This is a genomic window from Aeromonas cavernicola, from assembly GCF_002795305.1.
Lineage (GTDB): Bacteria > Pseudomonadota > Gammaproteobacteria > Enterobacterales > Aeromonadaceae > Aeromonas > Aeromonas cavernicola.
Window position 1 is genome coordinate 1 of the sequence record NZ_PGGC01000003.1, and the last position, 21,335, is coordinate 21,335.

The window sequence follows — 21,335 nt, forward strand, 5'->3', positions numbered from 1 at the left end:
CCAGCGAGAGGCCGTCGTAGGTGCTGGTGCCGCGGCCAATCTCGTCCATCAGCACCAGACTGCGGGCGGTAGCGTTGTTGAGGATGTTGGCGGTCTCGGTCATCTCCACCATAAAGGTGGAGCGGCCGGAGGCGAGATCGTCTGACGCCCCGATGCGGGTGAAGATACGGTCGATGGGGCCGATATGGGCGCTGTCGGCGGGGACGAAGGCGCCGATATGGGCCAGCAGCACAATCAGCGCGGTCTGGCGCATGTAGGTCGATTTACCGCCCATGTTGGGACCCGTGATGATCAGCATCCGCCGCTCCCGCTCCAGCCGGATCGGGTTGGCGATAAAGGGATCTGTCATCACCTGCTCAACCACCGGATGGCGGCCCGCTTCGATCAGGATCTGATCCTCATCGATGAGGGTCGGGCAGCGGTAATCGAGGGTCTCGGCCCGCTCGGCCAGGTTGGCCAGCACGTCCAGCTCCGCCAGTGCGGCGGCGGAATCCTGCAGATCGCCGAGGTGGGGCAGCAGGGCATCGAGCAGCTCTTCGTAGAGCCGTTTCTCCAGCGCCAGCGCCTGGGACTGGGCGGTGAGTACCTTGTCCTCGTACTTCTTCAGCTCATCAATGATGTAGCGTTCGTTGTTCTTGAGGGTTTGACGGCGGATGTAGTGGGCCGGCACCAGATGGCTGTTGGCGCGGCTCACCTCGATATAGAAGCCGTGTACCTTGTTGTAGCCCACCTTGAGGGTGTTGATGCCGGTCAGCAGCTTCTCCCGCTCTTCGATGCGGGCGAGGCTGGCGGTGGCGCCGTTGGCCAGATCCCGCAACTCGTCCAGCTCCTGATTGAAGCCGTCACGGATCACGCCACCATCGCGGATCAGCACCGGCGGCACCTCCATCACCGCACGCTCCAGCAGGTCGAGCAGCGCGGGGAAGGTGCTGGCGCGATCGCGCAGCTGTTGCACCGCTTCGTGCTCGTTGTCCGCCAGCAGACGCTGCAACTCGGGCAACTGGGCAAAGGCCTGACGCAGGCGGGTGAGGTCGCGCGGGCGGGCCGAACGCAGGGCGAGGCGCGCCAGCACCCGCTCCACATCGCCGACCTGACGCAGCAGGCTGCCCAGCTCGTCATAGAGGTTCTGCTCGATGAGCTCCTTGATGGTGCTCTGGCGGCCTTTCAGGATCACCCGATCGCGGATCGGCTGGTGCAGCCAGCGTTTGAGTAACCGGCTGCCCATCGGGGTAGCCGTACCGTCCAATACGGCGGCAAGAGTGTTGTCGTGGCCACCGGCCAGATTCTGGGTCAACTCCAGATTACGGCGGGTGGCGGCATCCATGATAACGGCGTGATCGGGTTGCTCAAGGCGCACGCTACGAATGTGGGGTAGTGCTGTGCGTTGGGTGTCTTTGACGTACTGCATCAGGCAGCCGGCGGCGCACAGGGCGGTCTCGCTCTGCTCGACGCCAAAGCCCACCAGATCCTGGGTACCGAACTGCTGGCAAAGCAGCTTGCGGGCGGTGCCCAGCTCAAACTCCCACTCGGGGCGGCGACGCAGGCCACGGCGACCTTCGATATGGTGCAAAAATGCGAATGATTCGGGGTAGAGCAGCTCGGCCGGATTGGTGCGTTGCAGCTCCGCCAGTAAAGTCTCTTCCTTGTCGAACTGGTTGATGAAGAAGCGGCCGGAGCTGATGTCCATGGTGCCGTAACCGAAGCGGCGGCCATCGTGATAAACGGCTGCGATCAGGTTGTCTTGTCGCTCCGAGAGCAGCGCCTCGTCAGAGACAGTGCCTGGGGTGATGATGCGAATGACCTTACGCTCCACCGGCCCCTTGCTAGTGGCAGGATCCCCCACCTGCTCGCAGATGGCAGCAGATTCGCCGAGCTGCACCAGTTTGGCTAAATAGCCCTCGATAGCATGGTAGGGCACCCCCGCCATGGGGATGGGGATGCCCGCCGACTGGCCACGTTTGGTCAGGGAGATGTCGAGCAGCAGGGAGGCCTTGCGGGCATCGTCATAGAACAGCTCGTAGAAGTCGCCCATCCGATAGAACAGCAGGATCTCCGGGTTCTCAGCCTTGAGGCCAAGGTACTGCTGCATCATTGGTGTGTGATTGTGGATATTTTCAGTTAAGGTCATTGAAGCATTACTCATCAGCACGTCTTGCAAATATAACGTTTTTTGTTTTTGTCACGTTCTCATACTGGGTGTGCTAGCTGGCGGTAAGATACAGCAACCAGTCGGCAACCACCTGTTTTTCCTTTTCCAGCGCTTTGAAACAAGCCATGAGAGAGGTATTCATGCCACCGAATTTGGCACACCACTTGTAAATGGTCGCAGAGCTAATGCTACGCTCACGGTAAAGTAGCTAAAGCGACTCGGCCAGTTTGAGGATGGCAATGATGATGTAGGTACCGTTAAAGCGTAACGTTTCCATATAGACCTTCGTACAATTAAACTATGGGAAAATTCTACTCACGAATCGGGAAACTACCCATAACATTGACGAAACCGCTAATTAATCGGTACGGCTATCCACTACTAAACTGCAGCTTTCGCTGGATATAACGCTAATAACTCGGCCACCTTATTACGGGTCCCACCATTACTGCTGATAGTACGTTTTACAAACAACTTATCCAGATTAGCTTCACGGTATAACTCACGAGTTAGCTCAATATCATGATTGCTTATTAATACCGGCACATTCTTGTGATTTGCGGCATGCCGAGCAAGCCGAGCAAGAATGGCTTGATCATCTAAGGTAAAACCACCCGCTGCATAAGAGGTAAAACTGGCAGTATTTGAAAGCGGAGCATAAGGCGGATCGCAATATATAACCCAATCGTCCTCAGCACGAGCAATGGCATCTGCATAACTCTCACAGATAAAGGTCGCTTTTTGCGCTTTTTCCGCAAATATCCACAGCTCTTTTTCTGGAAAATAGGGTTTTTTATAAGAACCAAAAGGGACATTAAAACCGCCTTTTTTATTGTAGCGGCACAAACCGTTGAACCCATGACGATTCAGATAGAGAAACAAGAGCGCTCGTTCAAAACTTGAGTCGGCGTGATTAAACTGTGTTCTTAATCGATAATAGGTCGCTTTGCTATTACATTCGGCAACAAATAATTTATGCGCTTCGCTGATGAAATGATCAGGAGCTAACTTAAGATGGTTATAGAGACCAATTAAGTCAGGGTTTATGTCATTAAGTACATAAGCCTCATAGTCAGTATTGAGAAACACTGAGCCTGCGCCAACAAAAGGCTCCAATAAGACCCTCCCTGCTGGTAAGCGTTCGGAGATCTCCTCAACTAGGGAATATTTCCCCCCAGCCCATTTTAAAAAGGCACGCGTTTTCTTCATGGCAATCCGGTATATGAGAGGCTCAGCTAAAGGGGGGCGATTGTACCTGCTTATACGGCTCGATGACTACGGCTGTGCCTTTAACTCTTTTTGCACCTGCGCAAAGGACTTGGGCCAAGGTTGGCCTTTTAACAAGCCAGGTGATAACTGCCGAATGGCACTCTTCACTTGTGCTGCACTGGAATAATCACCTTGCAAAACCACATACCAAGGGCTACCACGGAACTGTGTCTGGTAAACCCATACTTTATCGACTAGCCCATGCTTAGAAACAAACTGGTTGACCGCTTGGGTATTACTTGCCCCCATCAGCTGAATACTGTAATGGCTACGTGGCTTTTGAGCTAAGAAGGATGGCGCAGTTAAAGGGACCTTAAGCACAGGCCCAGAAAATTGTTCGCGACCTTCTTTTTTAACATTCACTGACTTGGGTTGTGTGCTTTTGGGTATTTCTTGAGCATTTTTGGCCGCATCTTCGCGCACAGTACTGGCCGCATCAACCGCTCCCTTACCAGCTAAGGTATTAACGACATGGGTCGGCAAAGCAGCACTTACTTTGGGCTCAGACATCAGTTTTTGTACTACTTCATCAGCAATAACCACTCGTCTACCTTCGTAGTGAGTAGATTCGGTAGTGATGGTATTTCCCTCAACTAATTTGGGCAGTGCAGTAGCATCAATTTGCCAATCTTTGACCACTCGGTTGGGATTAGCGATAGCTGTATTATCACTCATCCTTTCAATGTTTTTATTTGAGCCAACATCATTCACACTATCTGTTGTTGCTGGAATATTCCCAACCGAAGGGGGAAGAAAATTGGCATCATTGGTAGATGTTTGATCTACATCCGTGCTCTGCTCGTCGTTTAATCTTGGTAACACATACCCCAAAGCTAGCAACCCACCGACAATGATCAGTAACATGCTGATGATTGTCGCCACGGGCAATTTACTCTGACGCTTCTTAGGTCTCTTATCTGTCATGATCTCCTCCAGTAACTGCATGAGAGTGGATGGGTGTCCACCTGCCGTTATCAGTATTTCTTCCACTTTCAATTTAGGTAAAAGAGCGGTGGGGATCTTTAATTGCTTAGCTTTCTCATATAAAAAAATGCGCTGCTCTGGCGGACTCAATGGCAAAATTTCTAATTCGAGAGGAGGAGTCGTACGCCCTCGTAATAACGGTATTTGTTTTTGACACCAAGTATCATTACCGGATACGATAATTGCTAGGCGATGTGGTGTAGTTAATTTATCATTATGGCAGGCAACACCCCATAACTCATCCAGCAGCTCGATTGGTAGCTGATCTGCTTGCTCAATCACTAGCAATAATTGAGTGGGCTTAGTCCCTTCTAGCATACGAAATAAGCTGTCGGATAACGCATCCTGTATATTAAAAAGTGGATTTGTCACTATTTGCGATAATAGTAGATGTCTGATATCTGTCATTTTCATGCCAGATGAACCAATCAAACTAATAGCCCGCACTTTTTCAGGTAGTTTAATTAGAAGAGCTTCGCTGATGGTCGTATGACCACAACCTGTTTTGCCAGAAAGAAAAATAAAAGGATTGTTAAATTCGATGAGATGCAACAGCCGGTCAACCAGCTGTCGCTGTGAAGGAAATTTAAGCAGCTTATTATTTGTCACGACCTACCTGACTCAATTACTGCCAATAACTGCGTATCAGAGACATGAGTCACAACGTGTGCATGACCAATGCCAACAGGTAATACAAGCCTAAGCTTACCATCCAATACCTTCTTATCACGACGCATATGTCTTATGAAGGCAGAAAACCCCATTTCTGTAGGCGCTTTGATAGGTAAATTTGCAGCTAACAATAGCTGACGAATACGTAGAATCTGTTGGTCTGTCATGGTGCCGCACATGACAGCAGTGGATGCAGCAAGCATAATGCCTACCGCCACAGCCTCACCATGAAGCCAGCTACCATAACCTTGTTCAGCCTCAATTGCGTGGCCAAATGTATGGCCAAGGTTGAGCAAAGCGCGAACACCACGCTCCGTTTCATCTTGTGAAACAATGTCAGCCTTGATCTCACAACAGCGTTTTATTGCATAGGATAGTGCGTCAGGATCGAGCTGCTGCAGACGTAATATGTTTTGCTCTAACCAAGCAAAAAACTCTGCATCCCAAATAATGCCGTATTTAATCACTTCAGCCATACCTGCTGCAAATTCTCGTTCAGGTAAAGTGCTTAAGCATTCGGTATCGATGATCACTTGTCTAGGTTGATAAAAAGCACCAATCATGTTTTTACCTAGCGCATGATTTACTGCTGTTTTACCGCCGACAGAAGAGTCAACCTGAGAGAGTAATGTCGTCGGGACCTGAATAAAAGGGACTCCACGTTGATAACTGGCCGCAGCAAAGCCAACCACATCGCCTATCACACCACCACCAAGGGCTATCAGCGTGGTATCACGACCGTGGTTTGTCTCAAGCAAAGCAGACATAATTAGTTCAAACGTTGCCAGCGTTTTGTGCGCTTCACCATCAGGCAAGATGCAATGCTCAACCTGAAAACCAGATAGCAAAGCGGTAAACATCTCAAGATAAAGTGGAGCGACAATCGTGTTTGTCACGATCATCACTCTCTTTCCCTTAATTGTATTTAATAAAACCTCTGGCTTTTTTAACAACCCAGCGGCTATTTCAATGGTATAGCTGCGTTCACCCAGTTCGACTTTTAACCGTTCCACGGATGTCCCCCAGTCATTACATACCGATCAATTTTACAATTTGATTGGCAACTATTTTGGCGCTTTGTTCATCCGTATGCACAACAAAATCAGCTACTTCTTCATACAGCGCATTACGCTCTTGAGCTAAGCGTTCCAGAACTTCGCGCGCTGGTTCCTCGGTCTGTAGCAGCGGACGACGCTTATCCCTTTGAGTTCGAGCCAATTGTTTTTCAATAGTGGTTTCGAGGTATACCACAATTCCTCGAGCAGATAACTTATTACGGGTCTCACGGCTCTTAATGGCGCCACCACCGGTTGCCAGCACGATCCCTTGTTGCTCGGAAAGCTCCCCGATGACTTTCTCCTCTCGGACTCGGAATCCCTCTTCACCTTCAACATCGAATACCCAGCTGATATCGGCACCACTACGGCGCTCAATTTCGTGATCTGAGTCAAAAAACTCCATATGCAGTTGTTCTGCCAGATGTCTACCTATGGTGCTCTTGCCCGCACCCATGGGACCTATCAGGAAAATATTGCGTTTCTCAGCCATGTCTTTTCATTAGTGATTACAAACTGTATGGCCCCGATAAATACTTGACGGGGTACCTATGAACCTTATCTTGCGATGGATCAGGGGAGCGATTATCTCAATAGAAATCAGGACTGGCAACCGCAGTACTCATCGCCCCTATCTCATTGGGGCGTAAGGTTATATGTGTTTTACCCTCTTATGTAAAGCATTCAAAAAGAGTTACTCACGATCTTAGGCGTCACAAAAATCAATAATTCACGCTTTTTGTTCTCACTTGTTGTCTTACGAAATAGGACCCCTAACCCTGGAATGTCGCCCAGCAAAGGGACCTTACTCACATCACTCTTGATGGTCTGCTGATAGATCCCTCCAAGAACCAAAGTCTCGCCATTATTGACTAACACTTGAGTCGTTATAGACTGCGCGTTAATCGAAACAGCATCACCAGTACCGGTCGGAACCGTTTCTCCTTTGGTATCCTGAGTTACAGTCAGATCCAAAATGACTCGATTATCGGGTGTAATTTGAGGTGTGACTTTTAAGCTCAAGACAGCCTTTTTAAAGGTCACCGAAGTCGCACCACTGGAAGAAGACTCGACGTAAGGGATCTCGGTACCTTGCTCTATCAATGCTGGTTTTTGATTGGCCGTAGTAACACGAGGACTAGCGATTATTTCTGCTTTGCTCTCTTTTTCAAGTGCAGATAGCTCAAGGTCAAGTAACGTGCCATCGGCTAGTCGAGCAACCTGAAATGCCAAGGTACCGGCGGCATTAGTGACTGGCAAATTGACATTTAATCGGTCTTCTACACCTGGACGAGTAATCGCCGAACCTCCATTGTTATTACCTGAGCCATCATTACCTTCAATCGAACCTGATGTACTATTTCCATGACCATCGTTTTTGGTCACTCCCCAACGCACTCCTAATGCCTCATCAAAGCCATCATCAATGGTCACCATTCTTGCTTCTATAACGACTTGTTTGACGGGAATATCAAGGATATCCAACATCCGTTTGATGCTAATAATCACATCTGCTGTATCCTTCACCACAAGCACATTGGTTCGCTCATCAACACTAACCGCACCACGAGGAGAGAGTAGCTTAGTACTTTCAGACGATAGCAATGCTGCAACCTCAGCAGCTTTAGCATAGTTTATTTGTAAATATTCAATACTCAGCGGTGCCAACTCAGCAACCTGATTACGATTTTCTAGTTGCTGTTTCTCTCGTATAGCAATCTCCTCCGCTGGTGCAATTAGTAAAATATTATTGTCTAATCTTTTATCAAGCCCTCGGACTTTTAAAATAATATCGAGTGCCTGTTCCCAAGGCACACCATCAAGACGTAAAGTAATATTACCGACGACTGAATCTGTGGTAACCAAGTTCAGACTATTAAAATCAGCGATTAGTTGTAACACCGTTCGCACAGGAATATCCTGAAAGTTCAACGAAATTGGCTTGCCTTTGTATTTTTGTACATCACTAATGCTTACTTGTTTTTTTATTTCAAGAATAAACAACTTATCTGTTTGATCATAACGGTAATCAAAACGACCACTCACCCTGAGCTCGAACATGGTATCTATTCCTTGACGAGACACCTCAATTTGTGAGACAGGTGTTGCGAAATCTTGCACATTAACGAGATTAAGTAATTCTTCAGGTATTTTTGTCCCGTGGAACTTTACTAATACTAATTGGCCTCGACTACTTACATCAACAACTGCAGATTTATTATCTAGAGTTATGATGAATTCTCCTTGCCCCTCTTTACCACGTCGAAAGTCTATCCCCATCACTGAATTAAAATATCGTGTTGACTCCTCAGGCTTATTCATGTTGATAGATGAGCTGGCATCTTTCATCTTCAACGCAGATTTAGTTTGATTAATTACATTTTGTTTTGGTTCTGTCGAGTCAGTTAAAAATTTAGATTGTGTTGGTTTTTTTTCACCAGCTGTTGTATTTAATAAATAACCGTCTTGCACTTCCTTCCTTAAAGAAGTGCCCCCAAAATATAATAGCAATTTATTCTTTAGCACCTTAACTTGATAAGGTAACAACTCTTCCAATCCAATTATGATATTTACACCTAATCGGTCACTTTCAATTTTAATTATATCAATACCATGTCGATTTATCTGCATTGGGTTGTTTTTTAGTGTTCCTACAGCATCAGGTATATAAATTGATAATCGATTCGGATTATAAATTAAATTTTCAGTAACCCCTGTTATAGGTTCACTAAAACTAAACTCGATATGCTGCAACTCTGTTTCTGTCGGGTTAATTTTTACCTCCTGTAAGGTTGCTACAGCCCAGACAGGATGGCATAAAATGATGAAGAAATTTAGCGCTATTAATACAATTTTACCTAGGGTGATTTTCATTTTTTCATCCCTGCTTATCTTTTTTCTTTTGATTCAGTCATACCTAACTGAGTTTCTCTTGTAACCCAGCAACCTTTTCCATCTGGTATAACTTCCAGTAAATTAATTGAGGCACTGCTAATTTTTATCACGCGACCTCGGTCAAGCCCCATATGTTGATTTAAACCAACACGAACAGATTGACCATCAGGTGTTCTAATTAAAGCCCATAACTGGCCTTGCTTGCCAAGTGTTCCCTGCATACTCAAACTAGCTAACGAATAATTTTCCAACATTTCTTTCTCTCTAGTCTCAACTAATTGAGTGCAACTTATGGTCTTGTTGACTTTTTTTTCTGAATCAGGAGCTATCTCCGGCTGAGGAGATATAAAAGGGCTACGTAAATCTCTTTGTAAATAACGCATCGGCGAAAACGGTTTTAGCTCAGGTAAAGGTTCTACAGGTACTGGGGCTCTAGTTTTTACTTGTTCTATATATAAATCCATATCATTTTTACCGCCACAAGCAGTGACTAAAAAAGAGATTAATAAAACGTAAATATATCTCATTTTTCCTGTTCCACGGACTTATCATTGTATTTATAAGTTTTCGCAACCATCGACATAGAAATTAAGTCACTATCTTCTTTGCTTTGTACAAGTGAAAAAGAATCCAAAATAACTATTCTTGGTAGTGCAGCCATGTCTGCAGTGAACTTCCCTAGCTCGTGGTAATTTCCTACCACCTCTATGCGCATCGGTAATTCAGTTGAAAACTCATGCTTTATTTCGGGCTCCCAGTTAATACGCTTTAACTGGAGACCATTGTCAGTTGCAATAAAGCTAATGTCATCGATCAACCCTGCTACCTCATGCGTATTTGGAAGTTGTTTTAACTGAGTGTCAACCATCTCGCCCAACTTAATATTCTGCTCTCTATAAGTTATTAGACTGTTAGCTAACATTGATTTGCTTTCAAATTCTAATTTAAACTCTGATTCTTTATTTTTTTCAGATGTAAAGACAGTAAGCGAGTTGGCGATCAAGTAATAATATCCGGCCCCAGCCAAAAAAAAACAAAAAAATAAAATAAATACCAACTTAACCAATAATGAACCATTTGCTAGCTCATTAATATCTAGCTCTCTAATCTGTTGGAAATTCATTTATCCCCCTTTGCCATATCAGGAAATAACGACGTTTCTATAACCTTAAACATCATAGAAAATTGGCTTAAAGAGAGGGGGGAGGTACTATCCAAAAAAATCGTACTAATTTTTGACTTACCTAACCAATCAGAATTATCAATACTGCGCATCATGGTAGCAACACGTCCATATGCTTCTGTTTTTCCATTAATATCAATCTGTTCATTTTCTAATGAAAGGGTATTAAGATAGACACCATCTGGTATCAATTCAGGTAGCTGATTAAAAAGGCGAACAGAAATATTCCTCCGCAATTGGAGCCTCTCAATAAGGTGCATTCTCTCAAGCAATGCTTTACGTCGCTCTTTAAGTAAGCGTATTTCACCCAGTTGGTTATCTAGTATCGTAATTTCCTTCTGTAATCGTTGGTTTTGATGTCGTTGATAGCTTATTTCCCGTTCTACCAACCAATCAGCGAAAAATACAAAAACAGTGGTCAAACATAAACACACGCTGAACAATAGGCTAAATTGCTTTTTTCTCCTACACGCTAATGTATCACGCCAAGGTAATAGATTTATATTAGACATGGGGAGAAACTCCTTAAGGCTAAACCAAATGCAGTCATGTATTTAGCGCCATCCTCTCTTCGCTGATCAGAATGAGACTTAGCAAATAACATAAAGGGGTCTGGCTGTACCACCTCATAATTAACTTCATCTTTAATTTTTGACACAAGTCCAGGTAGTAGGCTCCCTCCTCCCGTTAAAACTAATTGGCCAAGTTCACGGTAACCTGAAGCACTACAAAACAGTTGGACATTGCGACGAGCCTGTTGAATAAGAGCACTTATATGAGGCACTAATACATTGACTTCATACCCTTCCGGTAAAGTACCTTTAACTTTTGCATGTTCAGCCTCTTCAGTACTAATACCATAAAATGAAGCAATAGCTTGACTATAGGTATCACCACCAAAATTTTGAAGGCGTGAATAAATGACTTGCCCCAGCAATAATACGATGAAAGTTATCGTACTAGCGCCAATATCCATAACACCTACCGGAGTATTAATCTCATATAACTTAGGAAAACACGTCATTACAGCACGTCCTAACGCATGAGCCCCAACATCCATCACTTTCACCATCATTCCAGCTTCATTCAAAGCAGTGACTCGCCCATTCACACTCTCTGTTCTAGCTGCACTAAGTAATATTTCTTGCTGCCGAAACTCGCTATCGCGACGAAAACTCAGCACTTCAAAATCAAGACTCACTTCATCCAATGGAAAAGGGATAATTTGCTCAGCTTCTAGCTGAATTTGGGCTTCAAGCTCTTTTTCACTGAGAGTGACATCAAGTTGAATCACTTTAGTGATGACATTCGCACCAGTGACCGCAGTGGCCACAAACCTACCATTGCTAGGCAAGAGACGTTTGAGAGATTTGAGCGACTGACTGACGCGCTCTATATCCTGTAGCTGATAATCAACCAAGCCACCTTTAGGAGTAGCGATCTCGGCTACTGAGTCGATATAGAATTGATCAACACAGCCACTAAGCGTGACAGCCTTAATTGTTTGACTGCCAAAATCAACGCCCATCAAAGGTAGCAAAGCATCCTGCTTAAATAACCCAAACATATACACATCCATGCGTTATTGGGATTTGAGATTAAGTGTAAATCGGCTTTTTCATTTAGGCCTGCATCCCACCTTAAATACTATATATATCAATAAAATGTGTTCCTCATGAAAAAATGATGTCGCTTACTTTCTAAGCGTAGTCGACAAGCCTTGGTTATTGATCGCTAGAGTGCTAACCTCTCGCCTCGATTTGAAGGTTATGTTCACCACAGTAAAACCTCGAATTTCAAAGAACAAAAGGGCTATAATCTGCGCCCGTTGGTTGATGTTAAGACGATTGGTAGTTTTTCCATGCTGAAATGGCTTGTTCGCCTGTTTATTCTCATGATACTGGGCACTGTGCTAGGCGTTGCGAGCCTTGTCGGTATCTATTTCTATATCAAACCACAGTTGCCAGATGTAACCGCATTACGTGATATCAAGCTGGCTACACCTATGCGTGTTTACACCAAAGATGGCGAACTACTCGCCCAATTCGGTGAAATTCGCCGTATTCCATTAGCGCTAGCCGATATCCCGCAACCGATGATCGATGCTGTGCTAGCTACAGAAGATGCTCGTTTCTATGAACATCCCGGTATTGATCCTATTGGTATTATCCGTGCTGCTACCGTATGGGCAACGTCGGGGCAAGCAAGACAAGGTGCGAGTACCATTACCCAGCAAGTGGCGCGCAACTTCTTCTTGAGTAATGAAAAAACCCTAGTTCGTAAAATAAAAGAAGTATTTCTCGCTTGGCGGATTGAACAAAATTTAACCAAAGATGAAATCCTAGAACTCTACTTGAATAAGATACCACTTGGTTATCGCTCGTTTGGTATTGGTGCTGCAGCGCAAGTTTACTTTGGTAAAGAAGTTAAAGACCTCGGCTTAGATGAAATAGCTATTATTGCGGGCCTACCGAAGGCCCCTTCAATGCTGAATCCGATTCGCTCGCCTGAAAGAGCGTTTGCCCGTCGTAATGTAGTGCTAGGGCGGATGTTGGAAACTGGCAAGATCTCACAAGCACAGTTTAATGAAGCCTCTAACATGCCGATTAAAGCAAGCTACCATGGCGCAGAGGTAACATTACATGCCCCCTACCTGGGTGAGATGGTACGACAAAAAATGGTCGAGCAATTTGGTGAAGATGCATACACCATGGGCCTGCACGTCTACACCACTGTCAGCGCTGAACGTCAATCTGCCGCTCAAAATGCCTTACTCGACGGGATTTTTGCTTACGACATGCGTCACGGCTATCGTGGAGCAACGGCGTTACTATGGAAAAATGGTGAGTCACCTTGGGATTATCAAAGAATCACCTCTTATTTAGCTAACCAGAATACATACCAGCCACTGACTGCAGCAGTCGTGACGAAGCTCGGCGAACGCAGTGCCACTTTGATACTTAAAAATGGTAAACAAGCTGAATTAGGCTGGAATGGGATCAAATGGGCACGAACTTTCATTACAGATGATCGTCAAAGCTATGCACCGAAGTCAGCCCGTGATGTATTAAAGGTGGGCGCTCAAATTTGGGTTCGTGAACAAGGGGAAGAGCTATTTTTAGCACAAATTCCTGATGTTAATGCAGCACTGGTTGCTATGAATCCCCAAAATGGGGCAATTGAAGCACTTGTCGGTGGCTTTAGTTTTGAGCTTTCAAAATTCAACAGGGTCGAGCAGGCTCGTCGACAAATTGGCTCTAATATCAAGCCGTTCCTTTATGCCACGGCACTAGAACATGGTTATACCCTCGCGTCTTTGATAAACGATGCTCCCATCAATCAGTGGGACCCATCAAAAGGCCCTATGTGGCAACCTAAAAACTCTCCCGCAGTCTACGATGGTCCTACTCCGCTTAGACTTGGCCTCGCAAAATCCAAAAATGTGATGTCAGTGAGGTTAATGCGCGCAATAGGGCTAGACACCTATATTGATGGGCTTACTCGTTTCGGTTTCCCAAAAAGTGCGATATCACCTAACGAATCTCTTGCTCTCGGTGCTGCCGAATTTACACCATTTGAAGTGGTGCGAGGTTACTCGGTGCTAGCTAACGGTGGCTTCCTCGTTACGCCCTATTTCATCGATCGGGTGACAGATAGTCAGGAACAGACGCTATATCAAGCAACCCCAACTGTTGCCTGCATCGACTGTCAGCAGCCGGAATACGATGTGACAGCCGAGCTTACCGATAATGCCAGCGAGTCAAGCGGATTGGCCCCCCACACCATCAGCACGCAGAGTACCTTTTTAATCACAGACACACTCAGTACCGCGATTTGGGGTGGGAACGGCTGGCGTGGTACCGGGTGGCGAGCTGCACGTGATTTGAAACGACATGATATTTCAGGGAAAACAGGCACAACCAACGAATCACGTGATGCATGGTTTTCTGGCTACACACCTAACTTAGTCGCAACTTCTTGGATAGGGTTTGACAATCACCAGCGTGGTTTGGGCAATGCAGAGTTTGGCGGCGGTGCAGCTCAGCCAATCTGGATTGATTTCATGAAGGTCGCACTTAAAAACATACCTGAGCGTAAAATGCCTGTCCCAGCAGGTATAATTACGGCCAATATAAACAGTGAAACAGGTTTACTGACGACAGGTTCAGGCACGAGTGAATACTTCAAGGAGGGAACTGAACCTACCCGATATACTGCGCCTCTCTCTGATGGCGATCATGTTTACAGCGGTGATAATCAAGACTTACAAGGGCCCGTGTCGACCGACGATATATTTTGACCTTCGATAGTCACTGAGCCTATAGCCTGACAAGCAAGTACTCATTCTGATCAAATGCGTAAGCATAGCGATATACCGTTAAGATGGGAGTCCGAAATAGCTTATTTTTTCGGATTTCCATAAGTATTCAGAGGATATTTACCTCATCCATAAAATGAATAAACTATCGAAAAAACTTAGGTACATAAGGGAGCGCCGTAAGAACATAATTCATTAAAAATCATTCATTTGGCATAAATGAACAACTATTTTTAATTTATTTTTTAGCTAATTATTCTTATTACTTAGGGCGCTACTCCCCCCTGTTTTTTCAATTATACTACCGCCTACTGTAACTGCCCCAAGGCAAGATTCGTTCAAGTCAAATCGCATCTATACCACGTGGTCATTACCAAGCACACATCGTGGCAAACCTGTTGTGATCATTCCTGAAGAATAGTTAGATTGCTGTCTTTTAAATTTGCGACAGGAGACCAGCATCACATGATAAAAATAGCCATCAATGGTTACGGGCGGATCGGTCGCAACGTGTTGCGAGCCCTCTATGAAAGCCAGCGCGACAAGACCATCAAGATCGTCGCCATCAACGAGCTGGCGGCCCCCGAGGCCATGGTGCACCTGACCCGTTACGATACCAGTCACGGTCGCTTCCACCATCCGGTGCAACTGGCAGGCAACAGCATGCTGGTGGGGGAGGATCTCATCTCCCTGTTCGCCGAGCGAGATCCGTCGAACTTGCCGTGGCGGGCGCTGGGGGTGGATGTGGTACTCGACTGCACCGGGGTATTTGGCTCGCGGGCCGATGCCGAGCTCCATCTAGCGGCGGGGGCGGGCAAGGTATTGTTCTCTCATCCGGCCGAAGCGGACGTGGATGCCACCATTGTCTACGGGGTCAATCATCAGGTGCTGACGGGGCGCGAGCGGATCGTCTCCAACGCCTCCTGTACCACCAACTGCGTGGTGCCGGTGATTGAAACATTGCATCGAGAATTCGAGATAAATTGTGGTACTATTACGACAATTCATTCGGCCATGCATGATCAGCAAGTCATCGATGCCTACCACAGTGACTTGCGCCGAACCCGCGCTGCCAGCCAATCCATCATTCCGGTGGATACCAAGCTGGCAAAGGGATTGGAGCGAATCCTGCCCCACTTCGCCGGCAAGTTCGAGGCGATCGCGGTACGGGTGCCGACCATCAATGTAACAGCGATGGATCTCAGTATTACTGTTCGTAAAAAAGTGACAGTTACTGACGTAAATCAAGCCCTGCAACGGGCATCCAGAGGTACATTACACGGTATTCTGGATTACACGGAAGAACCGCTGGTCTCCGTAGACTTCAATCATGATGCACACTCCTGCATCATTGATGGTACCCAGACTCGGGTGAGCGATGCCAACCTCGTCAAGATGTTGATGTGGTGCGATAACGAATGGGGCTTCGCAAACCGGATGCTGGATACCACCCGAGCCATGATGGTTGCAGGCTGAGCCTGCCTTGGGGATAAGGTTACTGTTTTTAACATTACCTGGAAAATCATAGAGGACTGAATATGTCTGTTATCAAGATGACTGACTTGGATCTGGCGGGTAAACGCGTTCTGATCCGTGCTGACCTGAACGTACCGGTAAAAGACGGCAAGGTCACCTCCGATGCACGGATCAAAGCGACTCTGCCGACCATCAAGCTGGCTCTGGAAAAGGGCGCCAAGCTGATGATCACCTCCCACCTGGGTCGTCCGACCGAGGGTGAATACAACGAAGAATTCTCCCTGGCTCCGGTTGTCAACTATCTGAAAGACGCTCTGTCCTGCAAGGTGACCCTGGCCAAGGATTACCTGGATGGCGTAGACGTCGCTGCCGGTGAGCTGGTTGTACTGGAAAACTGCCGTTTCAACAAAGGCGAGAAGAAGAACACCATCGATCTGGCCAAAAAATACGCCGCTCTGTGTGACGTCTTTGTAATGGATGCGTTCGGTACTGCTCACCGCGCCGAAGGTTCTACCTACGGTGTGGCTCAGTTCGCACCGGTTGCTTGTGCCGGTCCGCTGCTGGCTGGTGAACTGGAAGCCCTGGGCAAAGCCATGCTGAAGCCCGAGCGCCCGATGGTTGCCATCGTTGGCGGCTCCAAGGTCTCCACCAAGCTAACCGTACTGGAATCCCTCTCCAAGATCGCTGACCAGCTGGTGGTCGGTGGTGGCATCGCCAACACCTTCATCGCTGCTGCCGGTCACAACGTCGGCAAGTCCCTGTGCGAGCACGACCTGATCGACACGGCCAAGAAACTGGCTGCCGAGACCAACATTCCTGTGACCACCGACGTGGTGGTAGGTGCCGAGTTCTCCGAGTCCACTCCGGCGATCATCAAGTCCGTCTCTGACGTGACCGACGGCGACATGATCTTCGACATCGGCCCGGATTCTGCCAAGGCCCTGGCTGACATCATCATGAACGCCAAGACCATCCTGTGGAACGGCCCGGTCGGTGTATTCGAGTTCGACCAGTTTGCTGAAGGCACCAAGGTTATCGCTGAAGCCATCGCTGCTTCTCCGGCCTTCTCCATCGCTGGCGGTGGCGACACCCTGGCTGCCATCGACAAGTTCGGCATCGCTGACAAAGTCTCCTACATCTCCACTGGCGGCGGCGCCTTCTTGGAGTTCGTAGAAGGCAAGGTTCTGCCCGCTGTTGAGATTCTGGAACAGCGCGCTAAAGCCTAATTGACCCGGAACGGGGGGCAAATGCCTCCCGTTTCATTTATTATGTGGCCGCTGTGCCAATTCATGATGAACCCTCCCTTTTTATTAACGGCATACGAATAGGACGATGAACCATGTCTAAGAAAATTTTCGACTTCGTAAAACCCGGCGTGATCACTGGTGATGACGTTCAGAAAGTATTCGCCATCGCGAAAGAGAACGGCTTTGCTCTGCCAGCCGTCAACTGCGTGGGTACCGACTCCGTGAACGCCGTACTGGAAGCTGCCACCAAGGTTAAAGCGCCGGTTATCGTTCAGTTCTCCAACGGTGGTGCCGTGTTTACTGCCGGTAAAGGTCTGAAGCTAGAAGGTCAGAAAGCTGCCATTTTGGGTGCCATCTCCGGTGCCAAGCACGTTCATGCTGTTGCCGAAGCCTACGGCGTGCCAGTCATCCTGCACACCGACCACGCTGCCAAGAAGCTGCTGCCGTGGATCGACGGTCTGCTGGAAGCAGGCGAGAAGCACTTTGCACAAACCGGCAAGCCGCTGTTCTCCTCCCACATGCTGGATCTGTCCGAAGAGTCTCTGGAAGAGAACATCGACATCTGCTGCGAGTACCTGACCCGCATGGCCAAGATGAACATGACGCTGGAGCTGGAACTGGGTTGCACCGGTGGCGAAGAAGACGGCGTCGACAACAGCCACATGGATCAGTCCGCTCTGTACACCCAGCCGGAAGATGTGGCTTACGCTTACGAGCGTCTGTCCAAGATCAGCCCGCGTTTCACCATCGCTGCCTCCTTCGGCAACGTACACGGTGTATACAAGCCGGGTAACGTCAAGCTGACCCCGTCCATCCTGGACGCTTCCCAGAAGTACGTTTCCGAGAAGTTCGGCATCCCTGCCAAGTCTCTGGACTTCGTATTCCACGGTGGTTCAGGTTCCACTCTGGAAGAGATCCGCGAGTCCATCTCCTACGGCGTAGTGAAGATGAACATCGACACCGACACCCAGTGGGCAACCTGGGAAGGTCTGCTGCATTTCTACAAGAAGAACGAAGCTTACCTGCAAGGCCAGCTGGGCAACCCAGAAGGTGCCGATAAGCCGAACAAGAAGTTCTACGATCCGCGCGTATGGCTGCGTGAAGGTCAGACTTCCATGATCAAGCGTCTGGAGCAAGCATTCTCCGATCTGAACGCCATCGACGTACTGTAAGATGATGTAAGGTGGGGCGTTTAGCCCATCCTGGACAAGTAACCCCTCTTTGATAAGAGGGGTTTTTATGCGGTTCAATTCAAAAAGGGGCGCTGACGCCGCCATGAGTTGCTCAGTTCACACCAACGACGTCACAAAAACGCTACCTTCGATCGAGAGGAAAACAGCGCTGCAATCCCCGATGTGATAACGCAGCAATAGTCACGACTAATGCTCCGTGCTAATGGTCACTATTAAGGCAATAGCCAGTACGAAGAAGATCGAATGGATAAGCTAGCACGCGTCATAAGTTGCGCCCCTGCGAAAGGGGCACACTGTACGCTAGCCACGTTCACGAATGGTGTTGATGATATCGGTCGTGGAACAGCCATCTTCAAAATTAAGCACACGAACCTCACCACCGTTCGCGGTGACCTCTGCATAACCTGCAATATCCTCTGGTTTATAGTCTCCCCCCTTAACCAAGAGATCTGGCAAAATTTCAGCTATCAGCCGCTGAGGAGTATCTTCAGCAAATGGCACAACCCAATCGACGGCCCCCAGCGCCGCGAGCACCGCCATCCTCCGCTCGGTCGGATTGACGGGACGGCCGGGCCCCTTAAGACGACGGACCGACTCATCGGTATTGACTGCCACAATCAGGCGATCGCCTAACTTGCCCGCATTGGCTAAATAGGAGACGTGACCGGCGTGCAAAATATCGAAACACCCATTGGTCATCACTACCTTCTCACCCCGCAGGCGGGCGGCCTGAACGGCGATTTTTAGTTGGGCTTCAGAGACCATCCCAAAACCACTCTCTTGCTCGGTATAGAGCGCGTTGGCTAACTCAACAGGGCTCACCGTCGATGTACCCAGCTTGCCCACGACGATGCCCGCAGCGGTATTCGCCAGGGCGCACGCATCATCCAAACTTTTACCGGCAGCGAGCGACGTGGCTAAGGTAGAAATAACGGTATCCCCTGCCCCAGTGACATCATAAACTTCATGGGCTTGAGCTGGCAGATGCAACACCGCTTGGCCGGTACGGATCAGGGTCATACCATTTTCAGAGCGGGTCACCAGCAGCGCGTCGAGTTCGAAGTGCTTGACCAGCTCCAACCCTTTAGCCACTAGATCCTCTTCACTTTTGACCTTACCCACCACAGCTTCAAACTCTGACATGTTGGGGGTCAGTAGCGTTGCACCACGATACTTCTCAAAGTGGGTTCCTTTGGGATCAACCAGAACCGGAATATTGGCGGCACGGGCCAGTTTAATCATACCTGGCACATCATTGAGGGCACCCTTGCCATAATCAGACAAAATCATGACATCAGACAGCGGTAAGGCTTGTTCAACCTTGCTCATCAGCAAGGCCGCATCCACATCGTGAAAGCCCTCTTCAAAATCGAGCCGTAGCAGTTGCTGGTTACGTGATAACACCCGCAGCTTAGTGATCGTTGGGTAATCAGCCAGCCGCACAAAATCACACTCGACCTTGACGCCCGCCATCTGAGCAGCCAGCGCATCAGCAGCTTCATCCTGACCTGTTAGACCCAGCAAGACGGCGCGAGCGCCGAGGGCGGCCGAGTTAAGCGCCACGTTGGCCGCGCCACCAGGACGCTCCTCTATGTGCTCAACCTTGACCACAGGTACGGGGGCCTCGGGAGAAATTCGGCCGGTTGGGCCATGCCAATAGCGATCCAACATCACGTCGCCAACGACCAGAACGCGGGCTTTTGCAAACTCGGGCAGGGTGATTTTCATCTGTATCGACTCTCAAAACCTGAAAAAATCAGTGCGTGATTTTATCACACTCTTTTAGCAGGTGGAGAAAAAGCCGACTGAGCGTGCCAACGCAGCGGTCTAACTAACGCAATCCCGCTCTGACCTGTGCGCCACTATTCACCCTCCCCGCCTCTTTTCGGCTAGAATCGCCCGATTGTATTGATGAACAAGAGATTTCCCATGGCCAATGACAATGCTCCTCGGCTCGAGCCGCGCCTATTTCACCCTCGTTACTGGGCCAGTTGGCTAGGGCTTGGCACCCTGTGGCTCCTGACCTTATTGCCATGGCGCAGTCAGATGTGGCTTGGTTGCCAGCTTGGCCATCTCGCCACCAAGGTGCTGGCCTCGCGGGTCAAGATCGCTCGCCGTAATCTGGAGTTAGCCATGCCCGAGCTCAGTGTGGCGGAGCGCGAGCTGCTGTTAACACGCAATTTTGAGAGCGTCGGGTGCGCCATCTTTGAGGTCGGTATTGCTTGGTTTTGGCCCGACTGGCGAGTCCGCAACCTGATGAAAGTCGAAGGTGAAGAGCACGTGAGGGCGGCCATCGTAAAGGGGCAAGGGATGTTACTGCTCTCCTGCCACTTTCTGACATTAGAGCTCAATGCGCGCTGTTTTGGTTTAGTCTGTCCCGGCGTCGGCGTTTATCGCCCCAATACCAACCCAGTGCTGGAGTATGCCCAGTACCACGGCCGCTGCATGTCTAATAAATATTTAGTGAACCGTAACGATGTGAAGGGGATGATCAAAGCACTGCGCCAAGGTGATGCGTTGTGGTACGCGCCGGATCATGATTACGGTGCCCGCGCGAGTGTCTTTGTTCCCTACTTTGCGGTCGCACAAGCGGCTACTGTCACCGGCACCGCAACCTTGGCAAGGGTAAAAAATACGGTCACGCTACCTTGTTATAACATCCGCACCAAAGAGGGTTACACCCTGCACATTGGCGCCCCTTTGGCCAATTATCCGCAAGGGGATGACGTGCTAGATGCCACTCGGGCGAATCAAGAGATAGAAGCGGCGGTCCGCAAAGCGCCCGAGCAGTACATGTGGCTGCATCGCCGCTTCAAGACTCGCCCCTCCCCCGAAGACGCCAGCGTTTACTAACTACTCATCCCAACCGCGATGCCCCATCCTCAGGGAACATC

General features: G+C 48.5%; 16 protein-coding genes and 1 pseudogene. 5 read left to right on the top strand and 12 right to left on the bottom strand.

Annotated features, from left to right (window positions below):
• The 11 genes and pseudogenes from mutS to pilM all read right to left on the bottom strand — a co-directional run.
• The coding region (gene mutS / locus CUC53_RS00300; protein WP_100292311.1) for a DNA mismatch repair protein MutS at nucleotides 1-2,128 on the bottom strand (2,128 nt) is incomplete at its 3' end.
• Nucleotides 2,129-2,240: 112 nt separating this feature from the next.
• A pseudogene (locus CUC53_RS19085) lies at nucleotides 2,241-2,426 on the bottom strand (IS3 family transposase); the annotation flags it as partial.
• Between the two features lie 104 nt (nucleotides 2,427-2,530).
• Nucleotides 2,531-3,358: a Dam family site-specific DNA-(adenine-N6)-methyltransferase gene (locus CUC53_RS00305; protein ID WP_100292312.1), complete on the bottom strand. Its 828-nt coding sequence runs from the start codon at nucleotides 3,356-3,358 to the stop codon at nucleotides 2,531-2,533.
• Nucleotides 3,359-3,424: 66 nt separating this feature from the next.
• The gene (locus CUC53_RS00310) at nucleotides 3,425-5,011 is read right to left on the bottom strand and encodes an SPOR domain-containing protein (RefSeq protein ID WP_100292313.1); all 1,587 of its coding nucleotides are present in this window, start codon (nucleotides 5,009-5,011) and stop codon (nucleotides 3,425-3,427) included.
• Nucleotides 5,008-6,087: a 3-dehydroquinate synthase gene (gene aroB / locus CUC53_RS00315; RefSeq protein ID WP_100292314.1), complete on the bottom strand. Its 1,080-nt coding sequence runs from the start codon at nucleotides 6,085-6,087 to the stop codon at nucleotides 5,008-5,010. The genes CUC53_RS00310 and aroB overlap by 4 nt, the downstream gene beginning before the upstream one ends.
• A 16-nt stretch (nucleotides 6,088-6,103) precedes the next feature.
• On the bottom strand, nucleotides 6,104-6,622 hold the full coding sequence (gene aroK / locus CUC53_RS00320) for a shikimate kinase AroK (protein WP_100292315.1): 519 nt from the start codon (nucleotides 6,620-6,622) through the stop codon (nucleotides 6,104-6,106).
• A gap of 191 nt (nucleotides 6,623-6,813) precedes the next feature.
• Entirely contained in the window at nucleotides 6,814-9,003 is a 2,190-nt protein-coding gene (locus tag CUC53_RS00325) for a type IV pilus secretin PilQ (protein WP_100292316.1), read from the bottom strand.
• A gap of 14 nt (nucleotides 9,004-9,017) precedes the next feature.
• Nucleotides 9,018-9,551: a pilus assembly protein PilP gene (locus tag CUC53_RS00330; RefSeq protein WP_100292317.1), complete on the bottom strand. Its 534-nt coding sequence runs from the start codon at nucleotides 9,549-9,551 to the stop codon at nucleotides 9,018-9,020.
• Nucleotides 9,548-10,147 carry a PilO family type IV pilus biogenesis protein TapO gene (tapO, locus tag CUC53_RS00335; protein ID WP_100292318.1) on the bottom strand — a complete coding sequence of 200 codons (600 nt, stop codon included), beginning with the start codon at nucleotides 10,145-10,147 and terminating at the stop codon, nucleotides 9,548-9,550. Before tapO ends, CUC53_RS00330 begins: the two co-directional genes overlap by 4 nt.
• Complete coding sequence (locus CUC53_RS00340; RefSeq protein ID WP_100292319.1) at nucleotides 10,144-10,719, bottom strand: PilN domain-containing protein; 576 nt, start codon at nucleotides 10,717-10,719, stop codon at nucleotides 10,144-10,146. Before CUC53_RS00340 ends, tapO begins: the two co-directional genes overlap by 4 nt.
• Nucleotides 10,707-11,774, bottom strand: coding sequence for a type IV pilus assembly protein PilM (gene pilM, locus CUC53_RS00345; protein WP_100292320.1), 1,068 nt, complete (start codon nucleotides 11,772-11,774; stop codon nucleotides 10,707-10,709). The genes CUC53_RS00340 and pilM overlap by 13 nt, the downstream gene beginning before the upstream one ends.
• A 294-nt stretch (nucleotides 11,775-12,068) precedes the next feature.
• Here pilM and CUC53_RS00350 point away from each other — a divergent pair, with 294 nt between their 5' ends.
• The 4 genes from CUC53_RS00350 (at nucleotide 12,069) to fbaA (ending at nucleotide 18,420) form a co-directional block, all read left to right on the top strand.
• Nucleotides 12,069-14,507, top strand: coding sequence for a penicillin-binding protein 1A (locus tag CUC53_RS00350; RefSeq protein WP_100292336.1), 2,439 nt, complete (start codon nucleotides 12,069-12,071; stop codon nucleotides 14,505-14,507).
• A gap of 483 nt (nucleotides 14,508-14,990) precedes the next feature.
• Nucleotides 14,991-16,001, top strand: coding sequence for an erythrose-4-phosphate dehydrogenase (gene epd, locus CUC53_RS00355; RefSeq protein WP_100292321.1), 1,011 nt, complete (start codon nucleotides 14,991-14,993; stop codon nucleotides 15,999-16,001).
• A gap of 62 nt (nucleotides 16,002-16,063) precedes the next feature.
• Nucleotides 16,064-17,227: a phosphoglycerate kinase gene (locus CUC53_RS00360; RefSeq protein ID WP_100292322.1), complete on the top strand. Its 1,164-nt coding sequence runs from the start codon at nucleotides 16,064-16,066 to the stop codon at nucleotides 17,225-17,227.
• Nucleotides 17,228-17,340: 113 nt separating this feature from the next.
• A complete protein-coding gene (gene fbaA, locus CUC53_RS00365) occupies nucleotides 17,341-18,420 on the top strand; it encodes a class II fructose-bisphosphate aldolase (RefSeq protein WP_100292323.1) in 1,080 nt (359 codons plus the stop codon).
• Between the two features lie 321 nt (nucleotides 18,421-18,741).
• Here fbaA and hldE read toward each other — a convergent pair whose 3' ends face one another.
• Nucleotides 18,742-20,169, bottom strand: coding sequence for a bifunctional D-glycero-beta-D-manno-heptose-7-phosphate kinase/D-glycero-beta-D-manno-heptose 1-phosphate adenylyltransferase HldE (gene hldE, locus CUC53_RS00370; RefSeq protein WP_100292324.1), 1,428 nt, complete (start codon nucleotides 20,167-20,169; stop codon nucleotides 18,742-18,744).
• Nucleotides 20,170-20,370: 201 nt separating this feature from the next.
• Here hldE and lpxL point away from each other — a divergent pair, with 201 nt between their 5' ends.
• Nucleotides 20,371-21,294: an LpxL/LpxP family Kdo(2)-lipid IV(A) lauroyl/palmitoleoyl acyltransferase gene (lpxL, locus tag CUC53_RS00375; protein WP_100292325.1), complete on the top strand. Its 924-nt coding sequence runs from the start codon at nucleotides 20,371-20,373 to the stop codon at nucleotides 21,292-21,294.
• Nucleotides 21,295-21,335: the final 41 nt, after the last annotated feature.

Excerpts from the sequence above, each read along its gene's own strand:
- pilM (WP_100292320.1), bottom strand. The coding sequence starts at position 11,774 with ATGTTTGGGTTATTTAAGCAGGATGCTTTGCTACCTTTGATGGGCGTT.
- aroK (WP_100292315.1), bottom strand. The coding sequence starts at position 6,622 with ATGGCTGAGAAACGCAATATTTTCCTGATAGGTCCCATGGGTGCGGGC.
- CUC53_RS00350 (WP_100292336.1), top strand. The coding sequence starts at position 12,069 with ATGCTGAAATGGCTTGTTCGCCTGTTTATTCTCATGATACTGGGCACT.
- CUC53_RS00305 (WP_100292312.1), bottom strand. The coding sequence starts at position 3,358 with ATGAAGAAAACGCGTGCCTTTTTAAAATGGGCTGGGGGGAAATATTCC.
- CUC53_RS00330 (WP_100292317.1), bottom strand. The coding sequence starts at position 9,551 with ATGAGATATATTTACGTTTTATTAATCTCTTTTTTAGTCACTGCTTGT.
- epd (WP_100292321.1), top strand. The coding sequence starts at position 14,991 with ATGATAAAAATAGCCATCAATGGTTACGGGCGGATCGGTCGCAACGTG.
- CUC53_RS00360 (WP_100292322.1), top strand. The coding sequence starts at position 16,064 with ATGTCTGTTATCAAGATGACTGACTTGGATCTGGCGGGTAAACGCGTT.
- hldE (WP_100292324.1), bottom strand. The coding sequence starts at position 20,169 with ATGAAAATCACCCTGCCCGAGTTTGCAAAAGCCCGCGTTCTGGTCGTT.
- fbaA (WP_100292323.1), top strand. The coding sequence starts at position 17,341 with ATGTCTAAGAAAATTTTCGACTTCGTAAAACCCGGCGTGATCACTGGT.
- CUC53_RS00340 (WP_100292319.1), bottom strand. The coding sequence starts at position 10,719 with ATGTCTAATATAAATCTATTACCTTGGCGTGATACATTAGCGTGTAGG.
- lpxL (WP_100292325.1), top strand. The coding sequence starts at position 20,371 with ATGGCCAATGACAATGCTCCTCGGCTCGAGCCGCGCCTATTTCACCCT.
- tapO (WP_100292318.1), bottom strand. The coding sequence starts at position 10,147 with ATGAATTTCCAACAGATTAGAGAGCTAGATATTAATGAGCTAGCAAAT.
- CUC53_RS00325 (WP_100292316.1), bottom strand. The coding sequence starts at position 9,003 with ATGAAAATCACCCTAGGTAAAATTGTATTAATAGCGCTAAATTTCTTC.